At 48.8% G+C, this 19,890-nt stretch carries 20 protein-coding genes; 12 read left to right on the top strand and 8 right to left on the bottom strand.

What is annotated here, in order from left to right; all coding sequences use genetic code 11:
• Window positions 1-188: 188 nt before the first annotated feature.
• The 4 genes from fur to V5J35_RS13080 form a co-directional block, all read right to left on the bottom strand.
• A complete protein-coding gene (fur, locus tag V5J35_RS13095) occupies window positions 189-599 on the bottom strand; it encodes a ferric iron uptake transcriptional regulator (protein ID WP_354016402.1) in 411 nt (136 codons plus the stop codon).
• 314 nt (window positions 600-913) lie between these two features.
• A complete protein-coding gene (locus V5J35_RS13090; RefSeq protein ID WP_354007562.1) occupies window positions 914-1,351 on the bottom strand; it encodes a DUF411 domain-containing protein in 438 nt (145 codons plus the stop codon).
• A 43-nt stretch (window positions 1,352-1,394) separates the two neighbouring features.
• Complete coding sequence (locus V5J35_RS13085) at window positions 1,395-1,706, bottom strand: ArsR/SmtB family transcription factor (protein ID WP_354007561.1); 312 nt, start codon at window positions 1,704-1,706, stop codon at window positions 1,395-1,397.
• A 126-nt stretch (window positions 1,707-1,832) separates the two neighbouring features.
• The gene (locus tag V5J35_RS13080) at window positions 1,833-2,834 is read right to left on the bottom strand and encodes a permease (RefSeq protein ID WP_354007560.1); all 1,002 of its coding nucleotides are present in this window, start codon (window positions 2,832-2,834) and stop codon (window positions 1,833-1,835) included.
• Window positions 2,835-3,155: 321 nt separating this feature from the next.
• Here V5J35_RS13080 and V5J35_RS13075 point away from each other — a divergent pair, with 321 nt between their 5' ends.
• From V5J35_RS13075 to V5J35_RS13055, 5 genes are all read left to right on the top strand, one after another.
• On the top strand, window positions 3,156-3,812 hold the full coding sequence (locus tag V5J35_RS13075) for a hypothetical protein (RefSeq protein ID WP_354007559.1): 657 nt from the start codon (window positions 3,156-3,158) through the stop codon (window positions 3,810-3,812).
• A gap of 367 nt (window positions 3,813-4,179) precedes the next feature.
• Complete coding sequence (locus V5J35_RS13070) at window positions 4,180-5,286, top strand: S-(hydroxymethyl)glutathione dehydrogenase/class III alcohol dehydrogenase (protein WP_354007558.1); 1,107 nt, start codon at window positions 4,180-4,182, stop codon at window positions 5,284-5,286.
• A 13-nt stretch (window positions 5,287-5,299) separates the two neighbouring features.
• Window positions 5,300-6,133, top strand: a complete 834-nt coding sequence (gene fghA, locus V5J35_RS13065) for an S-formylglutathione hydrolase (protein WP_354007557.1) — start codon at window positions 5,300-5,302, stop codon at window positions 6,131-6,133.
• A gap of 78 nt (window positions 6,134-6,211) precedes the next feature.
• Window positions 6,212-7,228: an alcohol dehydrogenase AdhP gene (gene adhP / locus V5J35_RS13060; RefSeq protein ID WP_354007556.1), complete on the top strand. Its 1,017-nt coding sequence runs from the start codon at window positions 6,212-6,214 to the stop codon at window positions 7,226-7,228.
• A 234-nt stretch (window positions 7,229-7,462) separates the two neighbouring features.
• Window positions 7,463-8,473, top strand: coding sequence for an NADP-dependent oxidoreductase (locus V5J35_RS13055; RefSeq protein WP_354007555.1), 1,011 nt, complete (start codon window positions 7,463-7,465; stop codon window positions 8,471-8,473).
• Between the two features lie 51 nt (window positions 8,474-8,524).
• Here V5J35_RS13055 and V5J35_RS13050 read toward each other — a convergent pair whose 3' ends face one another.
• The 4 genes from V5J35_RS13050 to purE all read right to left on the bottom strand — a co-directional run bounded on the left by V5J35_RS13050 (window position 8,525) and on the right by purE (window position 14,734).
• Window positions 8,525-11,968, bottom strand: a complete 3,444-nt coding sequence (locus tag V5J35_RS13050) for a hypothetical protein (RefSeq protein WP_354007554.1) — start codon at window positions 11,966-11,968, stop codon at window positions 8,525-8,527.
• Window positions 11,969-12,521: 553 nt separating this feature from the next.
• The gene (locus V5J35_RS13045) at window positions 12,522-13,088 is read right to left on the bottom strand and encodes an NUDIX hydrolase (protein WP_354007553.1); all 567 of its coding nucleotides are present in this window, start codon (window positions 13,086-13,088) and stop codon (window positions 12,522-12,524) included.
• Between the two features lie 24 nt (window positions 13,089-13,112).
• Entirely contained in the window at window positions 13,113-14,258 is a 1,146-nt protein-coding gene (locus V5J35_RS13040) for a 5-(carboxyamino)imidazole ribonucleotide synthase (RefSeq protein WP_354007552.1), read from the bottom strand.
• Entirely contained in the window at window positions 14,258-14,734 is a 477-nt protein-coding gene (gene purE, locus V5J35_RS13035; RefSeq protein WP_354007551.1) for a 5-(carboxyamino)imidazole ribonucleotide mutase, read from the bottom strand. Before purE ends, V5J35_RS13040 begins: the two co-directional genes overlap by 1 nt.
• Window positions 14,735-15,046: 312 nt before the next feature.
• Between purE and V5J35_RS13030 the strand changes: the two genes are divergently transcribed.
• From V5J35_RS13030 to V5J35_RS13000, 7 genes are all read left to right on the top strand, one after another.
• Window positions 15,047-15,484, top strand: a complete 438-nt coding sequence (locus V5J35_RS13030; RefSeq protein WP_354007550.1) for a GFA family protein — start codon at window positions 15,047-15,049, stop codon at window positions 15,482-15,484.
• 264 nt (window positions 15,485-15,748) lie between these two features.
• Window positions 15,749-16,582, top strand: a complete 834-nt coding sequence (locus V5J35_RS13025; RefSeq protein WP_354007549.1) for a hypothetical protein — start codon at window positions 15,749-15,751, stop codon at window positions 16,580-16,582.
• A 98-nt stretch (window positions 16,583-16,680) separates the two neighbouring features.
• Entirely contained in the window at window positions 16,681-17,202 is a 522-nt protein-coding gene (locus V5J35_RS13020; protein ID WP_354007548.1) for a MerR family transcriptional regulator, read from the top strand.
• Between the two features lie 145 nt (window positions 17,203-17,347).
• Window positions 17,348-17,623: a BufA1 family periplasmic bufferin-type metallophore gene (locus V5J35_RS13015; RefSeq protein ID WP_354007547.1), complete on the top strand. Its 276-nt coding sequence runs from the start codon at window positions 17,348-17,350 to the stop codon at window positions 17,621-17,623.
• A gap of 29 nt (window positions 17,624-17,652) precedes the next feature.
• Complete coding sequence (gene bufB, locus V5J35_RS13010) at window positions 17,653-18,570, top strand: MNIO family bufferin maturase (protein WP_354007546.1); 918 nt, start codon at window positions 17,653-17,655, stop codon at window positions 18,568-18,570.
• Window positions 18,548-19,324: a DNA-binding domain-containing protein gene (locus V5J35_RS13005; RefSeq protein ID WP_354007545.1), complete on the top strand. Its 777-nt coding sequence runs from the start codon at window positions 18,548-18,550 to the stop codon at window positions 19,322-19,324. The genes bufB and V5J35_RS13005 overlap by 23 nt, the downstream gene beginning before the upstream one ends.
• Complete coding sequence (locus tag V5J35_RS13000; RefSeq protein ID WP_354007544.1) at window positions 19,321-19,761, top strand: DoxX family protein; 441 nt, start codon at window positions 19,321-19,323, stop codon at window positions 19,759-19,761. Before V5J35_RS13005 ends, V5J35_RS13000 begins: the two co-directional genes overlap by 4 nt.
• Window positions 19,762-19,890: the final 129 nt, after the last annotated feature.

Genomic DNA, 19,890 nt, shown 5'->3' with positions numbered 1-19,890 from the left:
GTATTACTTCTGATTTTGTAAATGCTAATTATTCTTATTTATACTTTTATTTCAATAGGCTAACCCAAAAAAAAGCAACAAATGGCTATTTGTTGCTTTTTTTTGAAAGTTTTACAGTAAAAAGAACCAGTCAGTACAAAACTGAACAGCCTGATTTATGAAGACCGTACTGGAGAAAAAAGCTACTGCTAAGCGATTCTTTCTGTTGGCTTAACACGCAATATAAGACTATGACCCAATAACTCATACCCTTTTTCTCTGGCAATCTCTTGTTGTCTCGCCTCAATGACCGGGTCATTAAACTCTATGATATCGCCACTGTCGGTGCAGATCATGTGATCGTGGTGTGAGGATGACTTCAGCTCAAACCGGGCGACCGCACCATCAAAATGATGACGGGTTAATAATCCTACTTCTTCAAACTGATTCAGAATGCGGTAAATCGTAGCCAGGCCAATATCCGTCTTTGTTTCCAGCAACAGTTTATAAACATCTTCTGCACTGACATGGTTTCCAACCAGTGACTCCATTACTTCCAGTACTTTTAGTCGGGGAAGTGTGACCTTGAGTCCTGCTTTTTTTAACGTCTGACTGCTCACTGCATACCGGCCTTTTAACAATAAATCTGTAAATTCCCCAACGGGGAAATCGTTTTAATAGCAGTGATTTTTTAGTTTGGGCTGTTTACTGTCAAGTAAGTAGATTGTCCAGCGAACTCCCTGAAAGTGTTGCTATAAGCGACATTTCATTTGAGAGTTAAAGCCGGAAGCTGCGTCGCTCCAAGCTTAACAAGAATTATTCTCAAATGAGAAAGCATAGGTAATTATCGAAAAGACTCATTCCTCTATACCAGAAATAATCGATAACAACCTATCAAATGCACAACGATGCAAGTTCATACGTTGATTGTTATTCAGTGGGAAGTAAACACCGCCGTTACGCCTTCTCTGGTGTAACTGATCGTCTGGTAAGCCTCTTTACGGCTGCCGTATTCCATCCCCGGAGACCCGACGGGCATACCCGGAACCGCCAGACCGCGAATGTCAGGCTTTTCTGTTAACAGTTTTTTAATATCTGATGCCGGTACATGGCCTTCTATCGCATAACCATCAACAAAGGCGGTATGGCAGGAACTCAGGCTGTGGGGAAGGTGGGCTTTCCGCTTATAGTCGTGCACATTATCAACATTCTTCGCATCCACTGAAAAACCACTGTCTTCAAGATGCCTGACCCACTTGGCACAGCAGCCACAAGTGGGGGATTTATAAACCTTAATGTCAGGAAGCACCTCTTCTGCAATAACAAGAAGCGGGGTAAGAAGCAGAGCAACACCAGTTATTATTTTTTTCATGGGTATGGCCTTTGAGTCAGCTGTTTTCCATACCCTAACAGGATTATTCAGGCTGAGCGATGCCTTCATCGGCACAACACTCTTCACATAAAAACGCAATCACCGCATCAAAGCGTTCAAACTGTGGGATGCAATATAAAATGCGTCCTTCCCTTTTCTGCTTTACCAGCCCCACCGACACCAACGCAGATATATGGTGCGACAGCGTAGAGCCCGGAATCTCCAACTCTTTCTGCAAAGTCCCTACCGGTAAGCCATCCCGTCCGGCTTTGGCAAGGCGCTTGTACACTTTCAACCGGGATGGATGCCCCAGTTCTTTCAGGGCCTTAGCGTAATCTTCCAGTTCAAGTTTCATGGTGGAAAACCCTCAAAAAAATTATTCCGATAATACCGAAAATAGTGAAAGGGCGTTGTAAAACCCACTCCTTTAAAACGACAAATGCCCGAAGCTTTTTAAAAGATCCGGGCATTGTTTATGTCATTATGCAATCAGGGTGAACACCAGCGCTGCTGTTACAGCCATTGAGAAGATCACGGCCAGAAATGCTGCAATCATCTGGTTACGGAACAGTGATTTCAACAGTATCACTTCCGTCAGACTGGCTCCGGCACTACCAATAATCAGCGCCATCAGTGCGCCCATTCCCATGCCTTTGGCACCCAGTGCAGAAGCCAGAGGGATAACGGCTTCAGCCCGGATATACAGTGGCACACCAATCACGGCAGCAAATGGAATGGCCAGAGGGTTTTCCGGCCCGGCATATTGGGCAATAAAATCAGCCGGTACAAAACCATAGGTGAATGAACCAATACCAATACCTGCCATTAACGCCGGGAAAACTTTTTTGAACTGTCTCCAGGTTTCAGCCCAGATGCGTGTCCAACGGCTGTCTTTTACCGGCTTAGCCGAGCCACATCCGGTATCAGCACCGCAGCCGGACGATTCTTTATAAGCAGGTTTCTGTACAGGCTTGCTGTCACTACACCCGGAGGCTTTTTTGCTGCCGCAACCTGAGGATGTTTTGCCATGAACCACATCTTCACGAACATACCGTTCAAAACCAAGTTTCTCCAGAACATAGCCACCGATAACAGACACTGCGAGTGCAATAACAAAATACACGGCAGTGACCTTAAACCCGAAAGTCGCCAGGAACAGACCAATGATGATCGGGTTCATCAGAGGTGACGTAAACAAGAAGGTAATGGTTGGTCCAAAACCTGCCCTGGCTTTTAACAGTCCGGCCAGCATGGGAATGGTGGAACAACTGCAAAAGGGTGTCATGGCTCCCAGCAAGCCGGCAGAAACATAGCCTTTACCACCTTTCGAGCCAAGGATTTTCTGAATCCGCTTAGCAGGCATACAGTCAAGAATGACGCCAATAATAAAGCTGATGACCAGAAACAATAAGGTCAGTTCAACGGCAAGAAACAGGAACATATCAAAAGCCTGTCCGGCTTTTGCGAGTACTTCCTCATTCATTTAATGCTCCTAGAAATATCGAAATATAAATCCAAAAAAAATCAGGAGTACACCAGCCAGCCACTTTCACTCCAACAGAAAAGCGACGGGCCACCGAATGAACTCCTGTTATTCAATTGACTCAACAGCATGGCTCTTCACACTGCTGTTCTGAAAACTCTGTTTCATGCGGTGCATTTTATTCATCACCCTCAGCATGTCAACTATATTTCTAAAAATATAGAAATAACACCACTCTATATTCCATATATAATGATTTTTACTGCTGTTCTTTCTGCTGCTGTCTACAGATAGTTAACGCATCATAAGGTGGATTTACCTATGAATCTGGACAAAATATTAAGCTTACAAAAGGGAGACATCCTGATTCGTCATGGAAAGAACAAAGACATTGCCAAAGCCTTTCAAACCCATGTGGCAGTCCTTGCCCAGGCGACGCCGAAGCGGCTTCCTACTATTTTCGACCTTGTCAGATCCCTGGGGTTGTCCAAAAGGACTTTGCCCTGTGAGTTATCCGTAGAAGGTGCGTTTACTGATGTCTGGTCGGCTTATCGTCTCAACGATGAGGTGATTGCGGCAAAAGCTGCTTCCATTGGCCATATCTGGGTGTGCATGCACGACTCTGGAACATATGCCGAAAGCTTCGGCCAGACATCGGTTAAAGGTGTATACAGTGTTTCATCCACGGTCTCATCATTTTTAGGAAGCTCCTCCTTCGGCCCAAAAGCCATGCTTTATGCTGAATACCTTTGTTCACAATGTGCCGATAAACCACCTACAGAACTTCAGCCAGGTGCATCGGGATGGTTTGCGGGAACGATTTGCACTTACGTACCTATTGCTCTTTATCAGGCGGCCTGTCGTTCCATTGCTCTGGTGAATGCTTATATGGCCATTGATGCAAGACGGTCTTTGCCAAGAAATTTAGTCAACTACCTGAATGGCAACCCACACTGGCAGTTTCTGGGTACATTTTGAAATCATGCTAGAAAAATAGTGTCTATTCGACCATAGTATGATACGGCTACAGACCAAGAATAACGCCCCCTCATGAACGAACATGTTTTTTGTACAAACTGACCAGTCAATTCCCGGCACACTCGAAATAGCTGGAAAACAGGCTGATACATACGTGAGTCTGCCCCTCTGAAAAATCCTGAAGTCATTGCGATAAATGATGTTCTCTCAATAAAAAAAATGAATGCCTCTATCTGACAGCCAGCCAGCAGGCATTTAAACGACGCAAAATGTACATTTTGCGGAACTGCCCTTACAAGTAACGACCAGCGTGTCATATAAAACACCATCTATACTTGCTCAGGTTTCTACTGAGGAGCGATCCAAGATGAAAACTCGTGCAGCTGTCGCCTTTGCCGCAGGCAAGCCACTGGAAATTCATGATGTTGATTTACAGGGACCACAGGATGGAGAAGTTCTGGTAGAGCTGAAAGCAACAGGCGTTTGCCATACTGATTCATTCACATTGTCGGGCGATGACCCGGAAGGGGAATTTCCGGTCATTCTTGGTCATGAAGGTGCGGGCATTGTGGTCGATGTCGGCAAAGGTGTCACCTCGCTGAAAAAAGGTGACCATGTTATTCCTCTTTACACACCAGAGTGTCGGACGTGTGATTTCTGCCTGAACCCTAAAACCAATCTTTGTCAGTCAATTCGTTCGACTCAGGGACGGGGGCTGATGCCCGACGGCACCAGTCGTTTTTCTCTTGATGGAAAACCACTCCTGCACTACATGGGTTGCTCAACGTTTTCCAACTTTACCGTTCTGCCTGAAATAGCACTGGCAAAAATTGACCCGGAAGCGCCTTTTGACAAGGTCTGCTATATCGGTTGCGGAGTCACCACCGGTCTGGGTGCTGTGGTGTTTGATGCCAAGGTTGAGCCGGGCAGTACCGTTGCCGTATTTGGCCTGGGCGGCATTGGACTGAATGTGATTCAGGGAGCCCGGATGGTCGGTGCTGACAAAATCATTGGTATTGACCTGAATCCTGACAAGGTTCCCATGGCCAAAGACTTTGGCATGACTGACTTCCTGAACCCGAAAGACGTTGACAATATTGTCGATGCTATCGTCGACCTCACCGGTGGTGGCGTGGATTACAGCTTTGAATGTATCGGTAACGTACATGTCATGCGCCAGGCACTTGAATGCTGCCATAAGGGCTGGGGTGAGTCTTACGTCATTGGGGTAGCCGGAGCGGGTCAGGAAATTTCAACACGTCCATTCCAGCTGGTCACTGGCCGCAGCTGGAAAGGCAGTGCCTTTGGCGGAGCCCGTGGACGCACCGATGTTCCTAAAATCGTTGACTGGTATATGCAGAACAAGATCGACATTGATCCACTGATCACCCACACCATGCCGCTGGACAGAATAAATGATGCATTCCACCTGATGCATGAGGGTAAAAGTATCCGCACCGTGATTCTTTACTAACAGGGATCAGTCAATGGAACAGTTATCTGTCACCAGAGTCTTTGAAGGCGATCTGCATCGATATAAGCATTCATCGTCGTCGACTTCAACGGACATGGTGTTTGCTATTTATCTGCCCCCACAGGCAAAGAAAAATCCAGTTCCTGTCGTTTACTGGCTTTCGGGATTAACCTGTACTGATGAAAATTTCACCCAGAAAGCCGGTGCATTCAAAATGGCAGCCCGGCTGGGCCTGGCGATAGTCTGCCCTGATACCAGCCCCCGGGGGCTGGATCTGCCTGGCGAACACGACAGCTACGACTTTGGCTCCGGGGCAGGCTTTTATGTCGATGCCACTCAGTCTCCCTGGTCTGATCATTACCGGATGTACAGTTATGTCGTCGAGGAGTTGCCAGCGTTGATTGAGGGCTCTTTTGCGGTCTCCGGAAAGAAAGCCATCAGTGGGCATTCGATGGGTGGGCATGGTGCGCTGGTGATCTACCTGCGAAACCCCGGAGCCTATACTTCGGTATCAGCGTTCTCCCCTATTGTTCATCCCACGGTCGTACCCTGGGGACAGAAAGCCTTTCAGAACTATCTGGGAGACGATAAAAGCCTTTGGGGCAACTACGATGCAACCCTGCTGGTGCAGCAGGCTAAGGCCAGTGCCCCAATTCTTATCGACCAGGGCAGCAGTGACTCATTCCTTGAAGAGCAGCTGCAGCCTGATCATTTCAAAACAGCCTGTGCTAAAGCCAATGTTCCCTTAACGCTGAACCTGAGGGCTGGCTATGACCACAGTTACTATTTCATATCCAGCTTTATCGACAACCATCTTGAGTTTCATGCAAGCAAACTCACTGGCTGAAGCCCGTCTGTTTTTCACGATTGGAGTTGATCAGTTTTCAAATCTCTGCTGGTCAACTGGACACAGAGGAAACTCGTTATGAAAGCTGCCGTTGCACATAACTTTAAAGAACCGTTAAAAATTGAAGACGTACCTGTACCGGAAGTCGGTCCTAATAATGTTCTGGTTAATATCAAGGCATGTGGTGTCTGCCATACAGACCTTCATGCCTGCCATGGTGACTGGCCGGTAAAACCTACCATGCCGCTGATTCCGGGGCATGAAGGTGTAGGCGTTGTCACTGAAGTTGGCAGTCAGGTGACTCACCTGAAAAAAGGCAGTCGCGTGGGTGTTCCATTTCTCTACTCAGCCTGTGGATATTGTGACTACTGTCTGGAAGGCAAAGAAACACTTTGCCCGGATGTCGTCTACGGTGGATATATGGTGAATGGGGGTTATGCCGAATACTGTCTTGCCGATGCCCGCTATGTCGTTGAAATTCCTGATGGCCTGTCGTTTATTGATGCCGCACCGCTGTTTTGTGCAGGGGTCACCTCTTATAAAGCACTGAAGGTCAGCAACACCAAGCCAGGTGACTGGGTGTCTATTGTGGGTGCCGGTGGTCTGGGGCATCTGGCCATTCAGTATGCCAAGGCTATGGGCCTGAATGTGGTTGCAGTCGATACCGGAGCCGACGTAGAGAAGCTTTGTCTGGATCTGGGTGCCGATCATTTTATTGATTTTATGAAGGAAAAGCCGGAAGAAAAGATTCAGAAGCTTCTCAATACCGGTGTCCATGCTGCTATCTGTACCGCAGTCTCTAAAGCAGGTTTTGACAGTGCCTACGCTTCAACCCGCAGGGGAGGGACACTGGTGCTGGTTGGTCTGCCACCCGATGAGCTGCCAATCCCCATTTTTGATACGGTTCTGAACGGTGTCACTATTGTCGGCTCCATCGTAGGAACCCGAAGGGATCTGGCTGAATGCCTTGATTTTGGCGCCCAGGGTAAAGTTAAAACCAATATCGAGGTCAGAAGTCTGGATGAGATTAACCAGATTTTTGATCAGATGGAGAAAAACGAGATTACTGGTCGTATTGTAATGGATATGGCTTAGTTGTCGTTTATATCAGCGATGTAGCCCACCAGACCGGAGTGAAGCCAGTCAGCTTCACTCCGGTCTTTATTTTACCGGCCTGCGAAACCTTTACTGATCTGAAAAGTTTGTGCCAGATATGAAATGTATTTGAAGCACACGACCTAAGAGAGTAAGTTTCTATCTGAACAACCACAGCTGAACAACCCACATCAGAACAACCCACATCAGAAAAACCAGAGTGGAATGGCCGTTATGACTATTAAAAATAATCGGGAAATTCATTTACAACGCCGTCCGTCAGGCATGCCTGTCGCTGAAGACTTCAAGCTGGTGTCAACACCTCTTGCCGGGGTGAAAAAAGGCGAGGTGCTGATCAGAAACCTGTGGATGTCGGTTGATCCCTACATGCGTGGTCGAATGATTGACCGCAAAAGTTATATACCCCCCTTTGCACTGGGTGCCGTACTGGAGGGCGGTGCAATTGGTGAAGTGATCGAGTCCGACAATCCGGCTTTTGCAGTTGGTCAGAAAGTCGCTCATATGAGTGGCTGGCGGGAATATTACATCAGCAACGGTGAAGACCTTCAGCCTCTGCCGGAGTCCCCGGTTCCTGATCAGGCATTTCTTGGTGTTCTGGGCATGCCGGGTATGACTGCTTACACCGGCCTGCTGAAAATCGGTGAGCTGAAACAAAACGACAACGTATTTGTTTCAGCTGCTTCAGGCGCTGTGGGCTCGATCGTCTGCCAGATTGCCAAACTGAAAGGTTGTTATGTAGTTGGTAGCGTGGGTTCAGATGCCAAGGCAGAGTACCTCACCAGTGAACTGGGAGTTGACGCAGCCATTAACTACAAAACCAGTAAAGACCTGTCTGCTGATCTTGCAGCTGCCTGTCCGAATGGAATTGATGTTTATTTTGAAAATGTTGGTGGCGCACATCTGGAAGCCGCTCTCAACGTTATAAATGACCACGGACGTATTGCAGTGTGTGGGATGATTGATCAGTACAATGCCGAAGAACCGGTGCCTGGACCAACCAATCTGGCAATGATCATTATAAAGAAACTAAAGATTCAGGGCTTTATCGTCTTTGAACACTGGGATGAATACCCTGCGTTTGTCCAACAAATGAGTCAATGGATTCTTGAAGAAAAGGTTCGCTACAGGGAAACCGTTTATGAAGGCATTGAGTTAGCGCCAGAGGCCTTTATGGGACTGTTTACTGGCAAGAATACCGGAAAGATGCTGGTAAAACTGGCCTGAAATACGAATAAGGGAGAGCCCCGGCTCTCCCTTATTCATCAGCACATGCTTTTATCGGCTGGACAGATCCAGACGAGTTGGCATACAGGCTGTCGCACTGCCTTCAATACAGTCCGCTTCATCAAACACCCGCTCAAGATCCATGCGGAAGTTATCCACATACACTTCGGCGGTGCCTTTGCTGTTGCGGTCGTTGCGACGCATACGGAAGGTCAGGGTCAGATAGTCGTAGTCCGGACGCTTACGCAGGGTAAAGGTGTACTCCCCTTCATGCCCTGGCAGAATGTCACCAATGTCACGACGTTCTACCATGCGCTGACCATTACGGTCGAAAGCCTCTGCAACCACTTCAAATTTAAAGTCTTCACCCACAGTGTTCGCATCGAAACGGAACAGGTAACGGGTACCCAGCGGGTCCTGTGAAATGTCGATATCGCGGGTTACGTTCTGCCAGCCCTGCTGTCCTGCACGACGGGAGAACTTCAGTACACGGTCACCAGCCGTTGCCATCTTTCTGTTGCGCTCGACTTTTGCACCACCGCGAACCGTCCAGTGCTGATCGCCTTCTGAGAAATCACCGTTTTCCAGACCGGCATCGGCACCGCGACGCATAACAGCAATGTTTTCAAAGGCAAACTGGTCGCTGTCGCCTGTCGCTACATACTCAATGTGCAGGTAGTTGGCACCACGAGGTTTATGGGTCTTGATCATAAACGACTGTTGCTGGTTATCAGCATTCAGCTTGTCACTGATTTCTGTCTCACCCACAACATTCGCCAGGTCATCATCCTCAGACCAGCGCAGACGCAGGTAGCCTTCACCGTTATCTGCATTCAGGGTCTGACCCATGGCACGTACAACAAAGCGTGTGTCGTCCAGGTCCATTGCCAGTTCCAACGGCTGGCTGATGGCGGTCTCGCCATTAGCGGTCAGGGCTACCGCTTTGGAACCAATGCCATCAATGACTTCTGCATTACCGTTACCCAGTACCGTCCAGTTATCCAGGTCACGGGCAAAATGCGGGTTGGTGAAGCGCATAGGCTTTCCGTCAAGCTGGGCAACAAGGTCTTCCAGCTCAATCCAGTCACCTTCCGGGTCAATCACGTCGTACTCGGCATGGGTCTGTGGCAGGGTGTACGGTGCCATCTGGAAGCCGTAGTCAGTCCGGGTACCGTCGGCATCAATACCTACTACACGACGAGGGGTCATGTTGGAGTAGATCAGCTGACCGTCTTCCTCTTTCACGTAAGGACGGTAGAAGTCACCACGGAATTTCTCAACCGTTCCCGGCTTGATGGTTTCAACCAGGCCAATGCCACCAAACCAGAAGTCTGCAATACCGATGCCGTCTGCACCGTATTCAGGGAAGTCCATGGACCAGCGACTCAGCATGTTAATGGGGTCACCACCGGCAGCGTTATACATTTCCTGACGACGACCGTCGCGGTAAGCCATGTAGCCACCCACGCTGGATGCAGAGAATCCGTGTTGGCCGAAGCCCAGTACTGCCGGGAAGTGCAGGAACTGGTTTGGACGGTCGGAAGGGCCGTCATTGTAGTAACCGCAGGCAGGCAGCTTGTTCTTGTTGCCACCACGACAGGATGGGTGACTACCGGCAGAGAAACCACCAAAGTATGGCGCACCCATTTCATCAGTGGCCGCCATGGTGGTGGCGTAATAGTTGTGGTTCTGTTCCAGCCAGCCTTCGCCGTCGAAGTGGTGGTTCAGGATCAGGGTCGCACCATTCACAATAAACGCCGCATGGGAAGCCATAATGGTTGGCTCACCTTTCAGCCAGTCATCAGTACGGAAGCTGTCGCGGTGATAAGAATAGGCTTCATAGTCAGTGGACACATAAGGGTCCTGCGCGGCACCGATATCACCGAAGATCCAGGTCTCGTTGGCCATCAGGTTGTTAATATCCAGTGGACCATGGTCGTCCAGTGTCCAGGTGATTCGCTGTTCGGCACGAATGGTATCACTGGAGCGCTTCACCAGCTGACGCAGGTATTCAGCGTAAACCTTGAATTTCTCGTTGTCAGGATACAGCTCAGCAGCCTTATAGGCGGCTGGCAGATACTTCATGCTGACATACACCTGTGGCTGAGAACTCAGATAGCCACGGCCGTTAACGCCCGGGTTAGGCAGGCCGTCACGGTTGTAAACACGCACAAAGTGGCCATCTACTGTACGAGTACCGCCGTACAAATGCTCGGACAAACCAGCATGGGTCTCAATGATTCGCTCCAGCAGGATTTCGATATCCGGATCGTTCTTGACCTGGTCAATAGCCATCAGCAGGTACATTGCCCAACCTACGTTGTCAGCAATCGGCGTACCATTGGCGCTATCGCGCAGCAGCATTCGGGTGATCTGACCGGAGTGTCCACCTGCCAGATTGTTAGTACCTTCAATATCACCGTCAACAATCAGGCTTTTGATGGCTTTCAGGTATTCATCCAGTTCGTCGTGCAACCACTCTTCATAGCTGAGGCGGCTGTCGCTGCTGTCGAACATGACCTGCACCTGTTCCTGCGCCAGCAGCATACGACCATCAGCGGTCGCAGCAATGTCCTGCAGTTCAGCACTCACCTTGTCGGTGTAAACAGACAGTTCAACACTTTTGCCTTTGCGAAGTTCTTCCAGTGAAACAGTCAGAATACGAGCTTCTTCACCATCATTCTGCAGCAGATAAAGACCGCTGTTGTCTTCGCCTCCGTACACACGCCCCATGGTAACGGACTGAAGGTTTTCAGCTTTAGCTACCTGTTTCAGGTTACGACCGTCAAGACGGTACATGCCATCTTCCGTCGTCGCGTACAGCTGACCTTCCATCAGGTCCATGGTCATGCCGGTTACCGGTGTTCTGGACGAAATCTGTCTTGTACGACCTCTGGCTCCGCCTTCATAGACCGTGTTACGACCTGCTTCGTAAACATAAATGCCTTTATCACTGCCAACAAACAGCTGATCCTTGAAATAGGTCATGCCAATGCCTGCATCACCGTCAGACAGGCTGACACGGTCAAATACAGACAACTCTTTCGTGTTGGTGTTGAATGCCATCACTGCGTCGTCTGCTTTGCCTTTGCCACACACCGCAAAGAACAGGAAACGACCCGATGGGGTAAAGGTCATACCGCAAATGCCTTTATCAAGGTCAGCTTCCGGCAGTACTTTCAGAAGTTCATCATGGCTGATGGCAGATTTCAGCTGCTCGGCGATATTGCGGATTTCAATAGAGTTATCCGCTTCACCGGCTACAGCGTACAAACCGGATACCTGTGCCGCAGCGACTGCTCCCGCTTTGTCGCCGTTATATTCCCAGCTGGTCAGCATAATGCTGCCATCCAGTTGCTGTTCTGCCGGCACTTCAGCGTTTGCTGAAGCCAGCCCACTGGTGGTCAACATAATGCCCATACCGATGGGCAGACAGGCTTTCAGTGCGCGGGAAAGGGGATTGTGCGCAAAATGCAAAGACGTAGCATGCTTCATAAAACAGCGATTCACCTGAGGGAGTGGTTGTCAGTCACAGTTATGTCACGTAATCCATTTTCAGAAAAAATGCTTACGTGACATAACTAGTTGTTTCTTCAGTACAAATTGTGCGCTGTAGAATGTAAGAATATTGCGACTTATACCTTGATATTGATCAATCGTGTGAAATTATGAAATTTACAAATTGTAAGGAAGCGTATGCTTAATGACCTGAGCAGAATCATCATACGACCAGTGATTATACCAATCGCAGTGATTAGCTATTCTATTGCGCTGACTTTTCAGCCCGTTATTCTGCGTTGGCAATCGTCGCCATAGCAATGGCCATGATTCCTCACGCCGCCTTTATCCCCTTTAGGGTATTGCCTAACGGGGTGAAAAATCATGCTCATGACGAAGCTAATAACTTTGATTGGTATTAGTCAGGCAACCTATAATCATTTCGCTATTTACAGAAAACTTTCACAGCAAAGTTATTAGAAGCATTCCAGCATTTTTATTGGAAATAACGGATTTTGTTACAACTCATGAATTACAGATTTTTTTCTGACTACAATCTTCGTATATCAGCAACCTTCTCCAGCAGCCAGGTTTCCCGTTCAACCGACAGACCTTTTTTGTCGCTGTTCGCAATAATGGCTTTATTGTGTTCTATGGCCTCGTGGATATTGATCCACACCACCTGCATTCCATTGGCTATTTCATAGTCTTCAAACCGGGGTTCGCCCAATTCGGTATCAATGGTGCAGAAATAGCAATACGACAACATGTGCATAACAGCGTGTTCCGGCTTATGCCACGGACGATACTCTTCGTAGATACCCAGAGGCTCAATATCCCGGATATTTCGGGCGCCGGTTTCTTCTTCCAGTTCCCGAACCAGTCCTTCTTCGAGCGCCTCACCTTCATCAATTCCACCGCCGGGCAAACTGTAATCGTGATACCTTTCGGTATACATCAGCAGAATATTGCTGCCATCCAGAATAATGCCCCGGGCAGCTTTTCTGTGCAGTATTGCGCCGGTCAGGTCATTAATATCCGGATGCTGGCTGGTTCGAAGAATGTGCATACAGGCTCGCAAAAAGTTCGGGATAATATCTGAACCGCTACTGTTCACGAAATACCTGTTTTCCGAGCAAGGTTACGTCCACTGACTTTTCAGAGACTCAAAAGAGCCGCCCAGTTCTTCCTCATTCTCAGCAAGAATATTCAGGTGTCCCAGCTTGCGCCCTGGTCTTGAAATTTTGTTGTACCAGTGAAGATAGGTTCCCTGTGCAATGAACTGATCAGGTACCCGGCTGTCGTCTGAATGCTTCTGCCCCAGCAGGTTATACATACCAACCACTCCGCCCTGATGAGCAGTACTGCCCAGCGGTAAGCTGGCAATTGCCCTAAGATGGTTTTCAAACTGGCTCGTGGCAGCGCCATCCATCGTCCAGTGACCACTGTTATGTACCCGTGGTGCCAGCTCGTTAACCAGCAATTCATTACCTGCAACAAAACACTCTACTGCCAGCACGCCTACATAACCGGTCTCCTGCAACAAACGACTGATATAATCCCGGGCTTTATTATGTAGTAGTTCAGACAGGTCCGGAGCCGGAATCACTGAATGGACAAGAATGCCTTTGTTGTGATGATTTTCACCCGACGTATACATCACGATATTCCCATTAGACGTACGCGCACCAATCACTGAAATCTCACGATCAAACACTATTTTCTTTTCGACAATCCATTCATGGATGCCTTTAGAGGCTGGTTTCTGAAGAAGGGTTTCACGCTCTTTTTCGAACGCTTCCAACTGTTCACTGTTGTCGATAACCCACTGATTATGCCCGTCGTAACCATCTTCTGTGGATTTAATAACCACAGGAAATCCGCCAATTCTGGCAATAGCCTCCTGAACAGGTTCATGCTCCCGGAATACTTCCCACGGCGACAAAGGAATGCCAAGATCAGCCACCAGCGTTTTTTCCCGGTGTCGGTTCTGTATCGCCCAGACAATTTCCGGATCCGGGTAAACAGGGCAAAACGTCTTCAACTGTCTTAACAGCGGTACGCAGACTGACTCCCGTTCAACCGTAATAACATCCGGGCTACCCATCGCCACATATACATCGCGGGCAGTCATCAAACCATCCTGCCGGACAACAGGCCCAAGCCCCTCTACACAGCGAACCGGCTCGTCCGGATCGGCGAGAAAACTGAACCGGAAGCCCATAGGCCAGCCTGCCAGTGCCAGCATTCTTGAAAGCTGCCCACAACCTAAGATTCCAACCTTCATTACTCGACATCCTCCGGTACCTGCTCTGTCTGCTGTCGACGCCACTCAATAAGCCGCCGGGCAAGACTTTCATCCGAGGTGGCAAGAATCTGGGCTGCCATCAGGCCGGCATTGGCTGCACCGGCTTCACCAATGGCCTGAGTCGCTACAGCAACGCCTTTGGGCATCTGAACAATGGAGAGCAGGCTATCAAGACCATTCAGGGCCTTGCTTCTGACCGGCACACCAATCACCGGCAGATGTGTCATGGCAGCCACCATACCGGGGAGATGGGCAGCACCACCAGCACCGGCAATAATGACTTTGCAACCTTTATCCGCAGCTTGTCTGGCAAAGCTGGATAGTCGGTCAGGGGTACGATGTGCAGACACCACCCTGGCGGTCCAGGGAACCTGAAGCTGATCTAACAGTTCAGCGGCCTTTTGCATTGTGGGCCAGTCTGAACGGGAACCCATGATAATTTGCACAAGGGTCATCGATGTTGTCCTGTTTTATTGTTCAACATTCTTTTCGCAGAGGTCATTTAAAAAAGTCCCAGCCGCTGACTGAGCTGAAACCAGCATGGCATTGGATAAAGAACTGACCTCAAAGTTCCGTCAAAGGTACTAAACCTTCGTGAACCAGCATCAAATATAGTTGTCTGAATCAGGGCTGCCAGCGTAAGGCTGAGAACTGACAGAAACAGCAGTGTGAAGATTGGCTAACACAATCAGAGACAGGCATGAGCTCTTTGAATATAACCTATACTCATCGGGCGACTGTCAACTCAGTAGTCAGGAGAGAGGGATATGGCTAAATATTCTGGTGGCTGTAATCACATTCACACCCACGCTAACGCTGAACCGATTGACAATCACATTTGTCATTGCTCGGTATGCAAACAGGTCACCGGACAGGACACCACTCACGTTGTTTTCTTTAAACACGGCGATATTGTTTCAGACAACCTCGATCACTTAAATCGGCAACCCTTTAATAAGAACAATCCGGACGGCCCTCTGGAACTCTGTACCTGCTCCACCTGTGGAACCCCTATTATGCTGAACGATAAGCTGGGCCGCATTCGTGCTATTGTTCCTAATCTTATGGGGTACAACGCTGAACAGATGCCTGCGACTTACCATGCTTTTTTTGACCCTGCCACCGGCGCAGAGACTCCCAAAGACGGTCGTCCTGTCTATGAAGGCTTACGTCCTGATTTTGTCTGGCCTGAGCCAATGGCCTGAAGAGACAATAATGAATGTAAATTCGTATATTTATTTCACTTACCACCTGGTTGCTGACTCATCAACAAACAGCAGTTCTCCATTTTCATGGTCAGGGTGTCATTGCCTTTTGAAAGAAATAGCCTGTTGAAAGGAATTGTCTGTTGAAGTGAGTCAGCTCTCTATATAAACAGCTGTAAAGCTGAATATTTCGATGATTTCCATCTACCATCAGGACCACTCTACGCCAGCTTCGTGTTCGCTGACCAACAGGAAAAATCCCTGATGAACAAAGAAGATCTACTTAAAATAGGATACAAAAGACTCAGGCTGTACAACTACGCCGAGAGTATCAGGCTTCACGGAGTGGAAGTGGCAGACAACAAGCGCAAACATGAGGCCATGAAGCACAGGATTGAGCAAAACATGCTCGCAAATCGTCCTAATGCTCCAGGTGATGATCCTCTGCATATACCGAATTTAAGGCAGATCTATAAGCACATAGGCGTTGGGATAGTGCTTCTGTGGTTGAAACACAGCCAGCTCTATCAGGATGACGACTCAACCTGGGCTGCACTGTCTTCAAGAAGTGTCGTAAAAAAAGCCTATGAGATTGACCAGGATTTTGCCGGACGTATCAACGCACACTATGGTCTGGATACTTATTCAACGAAAAGCGCTACCTATGATGTCAATCTGGTATGTGCTGTTATCAGCGAGGTATGTACCCGATATGGGCTGGGCTTTCAGCTTCGCTTACCGAAGCAAGTTCAGATTGTACCCATCAAAGATATTGAGAAACTGATCAACAGAAGCTCAGATTTTATAGGGATTATACTCAGACTAAGTCCCCTATCGATATCAACGGGTGCTATTGGTGTAAGGAAAGAGCAGGGAGAGGTGCGGCTTTTCGTTCATGAGTTCGGTGAATGCAGGCTCGATACGGGTTTGTTGTCATATTTTTTTAATACCCTTTCAGAAGTTGAGAGGGGGATGAACTATACGAATGCCTGCTTATTTAAATCTGACTTTATAGATGTAGCGTCGGGCGAAGGTACGTCAGGAAGTACCAGGCGTGCTTTTGGCTCTTTGTCCCGTTCCAGAAGTTCCCGAAGATAAACGCTTTATGGAAAAAGACCTGCCACCTGTTATCGTCTGTTGACCCGTCTACCAGTGCAGGGCTGACAATAGCCACCTGTGTCCACGAAGGAAGTCGTATGCTTACTGTTACCCAGTTGGCCAGAAAGTATCATCTATCCAGAACCACCATTCTTTACTACGAGCGTGAAGGGCTGTTGTTGCCCCATTCCCGGTCGCAGAATGGCTATCGCTGGTATGGAGACAATGAACTTAAAAAACTGGAAACGATTCTGGCTTATCGCTCCTATGGTGTGCCAATCCGGGAGATAGCATCGATTCTCGATCGTGATGAAGACATAGAGCAGGAGCGCATTTTGCGAAATCAGTTTGCTTCTCTTGAACAGGAGATTCAAAAACTGCGTCAGCAGCAAAAAGCGATTGTGCTGTTACTGGAACAACCTACTTTACTGGAGCAACAAATGGTTAATAAAGAGCGCTGGACCGACATCATGAAAGCGGCAGGTTTTGATGAAGAAGCTATGAAGAACTGGCATAAGCAGTTTGAAAAAATGGAGCCGGAAGCTCATCAGGAATTTCTTGAGTCCCTGAGTATCGATAAAGAAGAGATCAGGCAGATTCGCGCCTGGTCCAGAAGCTAAAGCTCCGTACTGGGTGTAATACTTATGCCCGGCTCAGGAGAAAACTGAACATGGACATCCTGCCCATAGCAGTCTTTACTGTAGTTTCTGTCTTTCATAGTCCACCTGCCTGAAAATTCTCTACAGTTTCGTAGGAGGGATGAGCATGAAAAAGGCCACCAACATTGCCCTGGCCGCTGCTATAACCAGCCTGGTCGCGCTAGCCGGTACCGCCGTAACGACCGCGTCAGCCGCAGACAAATCAGATAAAAAAGAAAAATGCTATGGAGTGGCAAAAGCAGGCATGAATGACTGCGCCACCAAAACCAGCTCCTGCTCCGGTACATCGAAAACCGATGGCCAGGGAGATGCTTTCATTATGGTTCCAAAAGGCTTGTGTGATCGTCTTGCGGGCGGTTCAGCCAAACCAAAAAATCCTTAGTCATTTCCCCACAACCTGATCATTTACCTGTGAGCAAGCTATCCCCTCACAAGATGGTAGGGCTAGGGCTTCGCTCACCCCACATCCATCAGTTTATTTCTGAGCAGCCGGAGATCGGGTGGCTGGAAGTTCACAGCGAGAACTTCTTTACTCCCCACTCGGTCGCCCGGCAGCAGCTCAGGGATATCGCCAGTCTCTACCCGGTCAGCTGCCACGGGATCGGGATGTCACTTGGCTCTGCCGACAAGCTGGATAAACAACATCTGGCCCAACTCAGGCGGCTAGTGAATGAAATTAATCCTATAGCCGTTTCCGAACACCTGAGCTGGAGTTCAGTCAATGGGCAGTTCTTTAACGACCTGCTGCCCCTGCCCTATACCGAGGAGGCGCTGACCCACTTTTGTCTGAAGGTTGACCAGGTACAGGAAACCCTGAACCGTCAGCTTCTGGTCGAAAATCCGTCCAGCTACCTGAGTTTTAACCATTCAACAATTCCTGAGTGGACGTTTCTGAGCGCAGTTCAGAAACGCACCGGATGCGGACTGCTGCTCGATCTCAACAATATCTATGTCAGCAGCTTCAACCACGATTTTGATTGCCAGGTTTACCTTGATGCCATTGACCCGCTCTCAGTCAAAGAGATCCATCTGGCAGGGTTTACCGTCAGGCAACTAGAACAGGGGGAGGTCTGGATAGATACCCATAGTCGTCCAGTCAGTGAACCGGTCTGGCAGCTCTATCGACATTGGGTTCGCCAGCATTTGAGCCAATTGGGGAGTATTCCTACCTTGATTGAGTGGGATCTGGATATTCCCGAACTCGACATCCTGCTCGGCGAAGCCAGCAAAGCGCAGCAAATTCTTGTTGAGGAGACTTTTTTTGAGGGAACTCTTATTGAGGAAACTCTTATTGAGGAGAGAGTCCATGGGATGCCAACAACAGGATAACCTTCAGCAGCTACAGCAGGACTTTGCCGAAGCCTTACACTACCGGCCAAGCCCGGTCAGTAAGAGGGTTGCGGCCGGGCGGCTTGCTCCGGAGCAGCGGATACAGATATATCGCAATAATTTTATTATCAGCCTGTCGGAGGTGCTGGAAGCTACCTATCCTTGTTGCAAGGCCGTGGTGGGAGACGAGTGCTTTGCCCAACTCGCCCGCCAGCATGTCCTGACCCTGCCTTTGAAGGAAGGGAACGTGACCGATTACGGTGATCATTTTGTCGAGACGATTTCCAGCCAAACACCGGTGATTGAAGCTGTGCCTTATATTGCCGATTTAGCCCGGCTTGAATGGCTGGTCGACAGAGCCAGCCAGCATGTTGCCAATGCGTCACACTTCCCGTTTGAGCAGTTGGCCCTGATCACCGAAGATAATTTCAGCCAACTGGCACTTGAGGTTGCCGAGCCTGTCTATTTCTTCGACTCGGAACATCCTGTCGCCAGCTTATGGCAGATGATCACCAGCGACCAGATTGAATCAATGGATATTACACGACCAGAGTCGGTCATTATCCAGCACCGTCAACAGGGGATGAAGGTGATCGCAACAACCCCTTCCGCGACCGAACTTCTGCGTCTATGCCAGCAGGGTCAGCCACTGGGTGAAGCCGATGATTCCATGCTGACACAGCTGAGCGAGCTGGTTCAACAACACCTTTTCACCCGAATCCACGGCTTGCCTGAAGGAGAGTACGCAGATTGAACCTTCTCAAAATCACCGACATTATTTTCCAGCGCATCACAGGACCATTGATCCCGTTATTTCTTTTATTCACCCGAATCTGGGTCGCCTGGGTCTTCTTCAAGTCCGGGATGGTGAAATACAATAGCTGGGACAGCACACTTTACCTGTTCCAGTACGAATATCAGGTACCGCTGCTGCCCTGGAAAATCGCCGCTTACACAGGCGCTGCTGCTGAGCTGATCCTGCCAGTCTTTCTGGCTCTGGGCCTGTTCACCCGACCAGCAGCACTGGCACTGTTCGTGTTCAATACCATTACGGTAATGTCTTACCCGGTGCTATGGGAGAAAGGATTCCTCGATCACCAGTTATGGGGGCTTATGATGCTGATCAACCTGTTCTGGGGCGGTGGTATGATTTCCATCGATCATTTGACTGGCTGCCGGTCTGAGAGATAAATACTCTTGACCTTCAGATGGCTTGAAGTTCTATAATCCTGACTATCTGGTTTTTTTAGCCAGACTATTTAAAAGAAGAGTTACCTGGGCGACTGATGGTACGAGTAGCGTAATAATGCCGGTTCAACT

Origin of the sequence: Endozoicomonas sp. NE40, from assembly GCF_040549045.1 — a bacterium.
In the GTDB taxonomy this organism is placed as follows: Bacteria; Pseudomonadota; Gammaproteobacteria; order Pseudomonadales; family Endozoicomonadaceae; genus Endozoicomonas_A; species Endozoicomonas_A lisbonensis.
The sequence above is the reverse complement of the archived record's forward strand: the minus strand, read 5'-3'. Positions and strand labels throughout refer to the sequence as shown.

Bases quoted from the DNA above. Each gene is read 5' to 3' on its own strand.
- V5J35_RS13020 (WP_354007548.1), top strand. From the start codon at position 16,681: ATGCTTACTGTTACCCAGTTGGCCAGAAAGTATCATCTATCCAGAACC.
- V5J35_RS13055 (WP_354007555.1), top strand. From the start codon at position 7,463: ATGACTATTAAAAATAATCGGGAAATTCATTTACAACGCCGTCCGTCA.
- adhP (WP_354007556.1), top strand. From the start codon at position 6,212: ATGAAAGCTGCCGTTGCACATAACTTTAAAGAACCGTTAAAAATTGAA.
- V5J35_RS13025 (WP_354007549.1), top strand. From the start codon at position 15,749: ATGAACAAAGAAGATCTACTTAAAATAGGATACAAAAGACTCAGGCTG.
- V5J35_RS13040 (WP_354007552.1), bottom strand. From the start codon at position 14,258: ATGAAGGTTGGAATCTTAGGTTGTGGGCAGCTTTCAAGAATGCTGGCA.
- fghA (WP_354007557.1), top strand. From the start codon at position 5,300: ATGGAACAGTTATCTGTCACCAGAGTCTTTGAAGGCGATCTGCATCGA.
- V5J35_RS13050 (WP_354007554.1), bottom strand. From the start codon at position 11,968: ATGAAGCATGCTACGTCTTTGCATTTTGCGCACAATCCCCTTTCCCGC.
- V5J35_RS13015 (WP_354007547.1), top strand. From the start codon at position 17,348: ATGAAAAAGGCCACCAACATTGCCCTGGCCGCTGCTATAACCAGCCTG.
- V5J35_RS13030 (WP_354007550.1), top strand. From the start codon at position 15,047: ATGGCTAAATATTCTGGTGGCTGTAATCACATTCACACCCACGCTAAC.
- V5J35_RS13005 (WP_354007545.1), top strand. From the start codon at position 18,548: ATGGGATGCCAACAACAGGATAACCTTCAGCAGCTACAGCAGGACTTT.
- V5J35_RS13080 (WP_354007560.1), bottom strand. From the start codon at position 2,834: ATGAATGAGGAAGTACTCGCAAAAGCCGGACAGGCTTTTGATATGTTC.
- V5J35_RS13090 (WP_354007562.1), bottom strand. From the start codon at position 1,351: ATGAAAAAAATAATAACTGGTGTTGCTCTGCTTCTTACCCCGCTTCTT.
- V5J35_RS13070 (WP_354007558.1), top strand. From the start codon at position 4,180: ATGAAAACTCGTGCAGCTGTCGCCTTTGCCGCAGGCAAGCCACTGGAA.
- V5J35_RS13085 (WP_354007561.1), bottom strand. From the start codon at position 1,706: ATGAAACTTGAACTGGAAGATTACGCTAAGGCCCTGAAAGAACTGGGG.
- purE (WP_354007551.1), bottom strand. From the start codon at position 14,734: ATGACCCTTGTGCAAATTATCATGGGTTCCCGTTCAGACTGGCCCACA.
- V5J35_RS13075 (WP_354007559.1), top strand. From the start codon at position 3,156: ATGAATCTGGACAAAATATTAAGCTTACAAAAGGGAGACATCCTGATT.